Source organism: Pseudomonadota bacterium, assembly GCA_010028905.1.
Classification (GTDB): domain Bacteria; phylum Vulcanimicrobiota; class Xenobia; order RGZZ01; family RGZZ01; genus RGZZ01.
Genome location: RGZZ01000352.1, coordinates 1 through 5362, shown reverse-complemented (window position 1 = coordinate 5362; position 5362 = coordinate 1). Strand labels below are relative to the sequence as shown.

The 5362-nt window shown below is 66.3% G+C and carries 6 protein-coding genes; 1 reads left to right on the top strand and 5 read right to left on the bottom strand.

What is annotated here, in order from left to right; all coding sequences use genetic code 11:
- Positions 1 to 8 precede the first annotated feature (8 nt).
- Positions 9 to 710, top strand: a complete 702-nt coding sequence (locus EB084_18815; GenBank protein ID NDD30315.1) for a hypothetical protein — start codon at positions 9 to 11, stop codon at positions 708 to 710.
- On the opposite strand, the gene EB084_18810 is transcribed toward EB084_18815, so the two are convergent.
- From EB084_18810 to EB084_18790, 5 genes are all read right to left on the bottom strand, one after another.
- Positions 686 to 1705: a hypothetical protein gene (locus tag EB084_18810; GenBank protein NDD30314.1), complete on the bottom strand. Its 1020-nt coding sequence runs from the start codon at positions 1703 to 1705 to the stop codon at positions 686 to 688. The two genes, EB084_18815 and EB084_18810, sit on opposite strands and share 25 nt — an antisense overlap.
- 78 nt (positions 1706 to 1783) lie before the next feature.
- The gene (locus EB084_18805; GenBank protein ID NDD30313.1) at positions 1784 to 2863 is read right to left on the bottom strand and encodes a type IV pilus twitching motility protein PilT; all 1080 of its coding nucleotides are present in this window, start codon (positions 2861 to 2863) and stop codon (positions 1784 to 1786) included.
- The gene (locus tag EB084_18800; protein NDD30312.1) at positions 2860 to 3957 is read right to left on the bottom strand and encodes a tetratricopeptide repeat protein; all 1098 of its coding nucleotides are present in this window, start codon (positions 3955 to 3957) and stop codon (positions 2860 to 2862) included. The genes EB084_18805 and EB084_18800 overlap by 4 nt, the downstream gene beginning before the upstream one ends.
- Before the next feature lie 104 nt (positions 3958 to 4061).
- Positions 4062 to 4763 carry a hypothetical protein gene (locus EB084_18795; protein ID NDD30311.1) on the bottom strand — a complete coding sequence of 234 codons (702 nt, stop codon included), beginning with the start codon at positions 4761 to 4763 and terminating at the stop codon, positions 4062 to 4064.
- 358 nt (positions 4764 to 5121) lie between these two features.
- Positions 5122 to 5362, bottom strand: a 241-nt coding sequence (locus tag EB084_18790) for a hypothetical protein (protein NDD30310.1), incomplete at its 5' end; no start/stop codon positions are given.

Below are 5362 nucleotides of genomic sequence, written 5' to 3'. Positions count from 1 at the left end.
GCCTCCACTTGAAGAAGCTCCAGGTACGTCCCATCGAGGTTGATGACGCTTCCCAGCTCGCAGACATGGAGGGGCGCTACCCGGTCTCCATGCGGCACGGCGAGACCGGGCTGCGCAGCCGCCTCGAGGGTCTCGCCAAGATGCAGGCCGCCTTTGCGTCGATCTGCCACGACGAGCACGGTGCCTGTCTGGGCTACCTCATCGCGTGGCGAGGCGCAACGCTCGTCGATGTGCCGCGGCCGGAGCCGGTCGTGTTCATCGATGATCTGCAGGCCGCTGATCCTCGCGCACTCTATCCGCTGCTGTCGCAGCTGGCCGACGACATCGAGGCGAAGTCGATGCAGTCGCTGCCCATCGAGGGGGTGTGCCGCCGATCGGCGTACCGCCTGTTCAACGAGCATCAATCGGTGATACGCCGTCTCGGATACGAGCTCCACGCCACCTATGAGTACTGGGATGACGAGCTTGGTGAGGAGCTCTGCTGGATGCGCTGGCGATCCCTCCGCGTAGGAGCGACAAGTGATCTCACCGATGCCTGGGCTCCTCGGCCCGGTGAAGGCGATGTGGCGGAGTGGGACAGCTTCAACGACACGGTCGAGAGCATTGACTTCTCGGGGGGCGACCAGGTCGACATCGGTCTGTCGGCCTCTCTGCCATCGCTGTCAGAGGCGTCGCCGGAAGACGATCAGCCGTTGCCAGCGTCGGTCTGAGCGTCAGGCCGCAATCGCAGATCGGCCACCACGGGCAGGTGGTCAGATCCCGTGGCGCGCGGTACGCCGCAGTGCACGACCTCGAGATGGGATGAGGTCATCACGTAGTCGATTCGCCAGAGCGGGAGGGCTTGTGGATACGTATATCCGGGGCCCTGGCCCGCCGCACTGAATGCATCGGTGAGCAGCTCGCCCAGCCGCGTCGGAGGGTATGCGTGCGGTGGAGAATTGAAGTCGCCGCATGCAACGGTGGGCACGGCCTCTGATGCGATGAGGGCGAAGAGCGCTTCGGTCTGACGACGGCGCGCGTTCTCGGTGTCGATGAGAAAGGTGGCCACGGGCTTCCCGCTGCGTTTCAGTGTGCGCCGCGTCGCGGGGGGGTCGAGGTGCACATTGACGAGCCGCAGCCGGACGCCATGAAGCGCGATCACGGCAACGAGGCAGGGACGGCTGTCGACTCGCTCCTCTCGCGTCTCGATGAACGGGTGGCGGCTGATGATCATCATCTCGTGTGCGTCGCTGCTGCGGAAGCTGTGCCAGCCCTCGAATCGGGCCGCGATGCGCGGGAGCGTGTCGGGTGCGTGGCGTCGTGAAGCCCACCAGGCTTCCTGGAGAAAGACGACGTCTGGACGCTGGCGCTCGAGAAGCGCGAGGCAGCTGTCGATGTCGATGGCGCCGCCGAACACATTGAACGTGGCGATGCGAAACGAGGGGGAGCCCGCTTCCGGGCGAGGCGACAACGCTGCTCGGGGGGCGCGCGCCGGTCTCATGTCTGGCATCGTCATCGCCGCGCCTGCGCAGGCCACGGCGATGGCGGGCAGGCTGGCCTCTCGCAGCGCTGTCGGAACGATCAGCAACAGGGGAATCAGCCAGAAGGCGTCTGGCGCGTACACCAGGCACAGTCGCGGCAGGCTCGGGGGCGCCGGTCGGCAACGCAGCGACGTCACGAGAGACACACCCGCCGCGTACAGGGTCGACCAGAGAAGCGCGCTCATGCTCTCCTCTCGGCCCTCCTCTTCCGCGTGCTCCCTCGCATCACCATCATCGCGTGCCGTTCGTCGGCGCGCACGCGCTCATGCGCTCCAATCGCGTCGCGCGTACCCGTCGTTCAGGCTCTTGAACGTAATCGGGTCATGGCAGCGGGAGACGGCGGTATCGTAGCTGATCACGCCTTGCTCATAGAGCGTTCGGATGCAGCGGTCCATGAGGAGCATCCCTTCCTCCCGGCCCGTGGTGATGCAGTTGGGAACCTGCTGCAGCTTGCCCTCGCGAATCAGGGACCGGATGGCTGGCGTGGCCACGAGAACCTCGTAGGCCAGAACGCGTCCCCGCTCTCCGACCAGCGGGAGGAGCTGCTGACAGATCACGCCCTGTAGCGTGTTGGCGAGCTGCATGCGCACCTGAGCCTGCTGGTGGGCGGGGAAGACATCAATGATGCGGTCGATGGTCTGCGTGGCGCTCTGGGTGTGCAGCGTGCTGATGACCAGATGGCCGGTCTCGGCCGCGGTGAGCGCGGTCGAGATTGTTTCGAGGTCGCGCATCTCTCCGATGCAGATGATGTTCGGATCTTGACGCAGCGCAGCGATGAGCGCGGAGCGGAACGAGAGGGTATCGCTGTCGAGCTCGCGCTGAATGATCACCGAGCGCCGATGGGGATGCACGAACTCGATGGGGTCTTCTATGGTGATGATGCGCACGCGTCTGTCATTGTTGATCATCTCGATCATCGCGTTCATGGTGGTGGTCTTGCCCACGCCGGTCGGCCCGGTCACCAGCACGAGCCCACTGGGGCAGCTTGCGAGGCGCTCCACGACCTTGGGCAGGTTCAGCTCGTGCAGGCTCTTCAGACGAGGGGGCACAACGCGGAACGATCCTTCGAGCTCTCCGCGCGCGAAGTACAGGCTGGTGCGGAAGCGGCCCACCTCGGGCAGCTGGAACGAGAAGTCGAGCTGGCGTTCGTGCTCGAGCCTGTCGCGCTGCTGGTCGTTGAGGAGGGCCATGATCATGGCGCGTGTATCGTTTCCGCTCAGCGGTTCGGCGTCAAGGAACTGTATCTCGCCGTCGATGCGAAGGCTGGGAGGGATGCCCGCGACGATGTGCAGGTCGGAAGCCTCGGACTCGAGTGCGTGTCTGAGCAGATCGGTGATGTTCAATTCGGAACGTCCTCTCTTTTCAGCGTCGGTCGCTGTGGCGCATCGATCTTGTGAACAGGCCGCTGCGAAGCGTCAGTGGCGATGTGGTCGGCCAGTCGCGAGAGCACGCGCCGGAGCGGTGCGTGCATGGCTCTGAAGTGCTTCAGGACGGCGCACGCGGCGGGGGCGGTCAGATCATAGAGACGTGCGGCGAGACGCCCGATCGGGTTGCGCAGCCAGGTCTCATCGCGCCACCTCCGCAGACGGTCGACGGTGGGATGCTCTTCCGATGCGAAGACCAGGGTTGCGATCCAGCACGGCCGAGCGGCGCGCTGGCGATGAATCCGGGTCGAGTCGCGGGCGGCGGTCGCACTGGTGGGGTCGAGCCGTCTGGCATGCTCGAAGGCTTCCGCGGCACGATCGGTGAGGTGGAGCTGTTCGGCCGCGCGTCCTGTGAGCTGCCAGAGGAAGGCGCGGTCAGCACGCTGCTCGAGCGCCTTGCTCAACACCGAGAGCGCTCGCGTGGGGGACTTTGCGAGAAGGTACTCCTGCCCGATGCGCTGCAGCCAGTCTGCCGATCCGTCACCTGCGCGAAGCGCATTCTCGAAGCACTTCACCGCGCTCTCCTCCTGCCCCATGGAAAGGAGGCAGACCCCGCGGTCGAACCAGAGCCAGGGCATTCCGGAGAAGTGCTCGCTCCCCTGGCTGAAGAGCTGGTCGCTCAGGTTCATGGCGGCTTCGCCATGCTCTGCGTGCGCCAGCACGTACGAGAGCGCACTGGCCATTGCGGTCGAGGTGGGGAGGAGATCGAGGCCCTTGCGTCCCCACGTCACCGCCTGCTGCATCTGCCCGATGAGAACCATGCAGCGCACCTGTCCAGACCAGGCCTCTTCCATGTCGCGGCGGTACCGCAGCGCCGCCGAGTACTCGCGCAACGCTGGCTCATAGGCGCCGCTGTCGAACTCGCGCTGGGCCTCGGCAACGTGCCAGTACTCGTCCTTGCCCTGGTCGGGCGCTCGCCGGCTCGCGGGCGCGCGCCCCTTGGCGCTGGCGCCGTCATCTTCGAACTCGAGCCATTTGAATCGGTCACTGGTCACGCCCCGAGGGTTCGACACGGGGGGGCTCGTGTCATTCCTCGGAGGGACCCGGGATGCAGCCTCCCTCTGCAAGCGCGGTGGGGCGCAGACGATGCGCGCCCCACCGAAGCGACCAGACGGCGTCAGATGTTGCTGTCACCGTCAAGCGATGGGTCGACGACGCGCTCGCTCGGGTTGATCTGCACCCGATCGAATCGGGTGCCGTAGATCGACTGGGCAAGGTCGAGCTCTTCCTCGACCGACGCATATGGCGCAAGGACCGCGCCCGGGGGGATCGTGGAGACGATGCGCGCGCCCTTGTGATCTTGCAGCTCGACGGCTCGGCGCAGCGGGACCTTTGCAAATCGGTTGTCGGAGAGACGCACGAACACGATCTCTGCCCGCAGCGCGTCGTTCATTGCAGTGACGGGCACGGTGATGGTCTTGCCGTCGGCAGCCTGTACGATGATCGAGCGCTCGCGCATCTCGGTGACGGTTCCGCTGAACGCGGGGTACGAGACCGCTACGCTCATCCCGGACTGCAGCGCGTCGGCTTCGATGGCGTGTCCATCTGTGGTGTAGGCGGCGAACCGCGCGGGGATCTCGACAGTCGTGTCGTTTACCGTCACGGCGGCGGCGCCACCCGATGCGCGCAGCACGGATCCGCTGAACGTGATGCCGCTGGCGGTGATGTGTGAGCGGACCATGTCGGAGAGCATGCTCGGACTGATGGTCATGGGAGCCTCTTCTTCCTTGGCGATGCCTGGCGCGCTGATGAGCGCGAGCGCCAGCGCGACCGCGAGCAGCAAACGGGTCAGGCGGTTCGCTCTCGTGGCGATGGTCATGGGGGATTCCACCTCTCTGCGTTGTGGGCCGTCTCTTGTCGTCGCACTTCGTCAGGGCGACCACCGCTCACCATATACCCGTGGCAGGCACGGTCGGAAACCACGCGGGCCCCGGGCACCGGCGAGCCCCGCCGACGCGTGTGGGTCGCCCAGGCAGATTCAGGGGGAACGGCCCGCGTCTGTGGGCGGGCCAGCGGTGTGCAGTCGATGGCTGTGGGTGCTCCACGCGCCTTGCAATCGCCGCGAAACGGGTGTTCGCGGCGCACGGGCACGCGCAGCAGCAAGCCATTTCGGGGGGCAGACGACGACAGCGTCACGGCCGCGTTTCCCTGCCGTGGTGGCGTCACCGCTGGGGACGTCACGCCTGGCGCCAGTGCCCCCACGTGAGGTAGCCTGGGGGGACCGCCAGGGGTCGCCGCAGATTTTTCTGCCGAGCGTTGTGAAGCGTCTCCTCCACGGTGTCGTGGCGGACACGCAGCGTGTGCCCCCGTTTGTGCAGCTCCGCCTCGTTGTCCCCCACGGTGTCGTGGTGGACACGCAGCGTGCGCCCCCGTCCGCGCAGCTCCGCCTCGTTGTCCCCCACGGTGTCGTGGTGGACA

What these genes read in the sequence shown, in the direction of transcription:
- EB084_18810 (NDD30314.1), bottom strand. Translation starts at nt 1,705, where the DNA reads ATGAGCGCGCTTCTCTGGTCGACCCTGTACGCGGCGGGTGTGTCTCTC.
- EB084_18795 (NDD30311.1), bottom strand. Translation starts at nt 4,763, where the DNA reads ATGACCATCGCCACGAGAGCGAACCGCCTGACCCGTTTGCTGCTCGCG.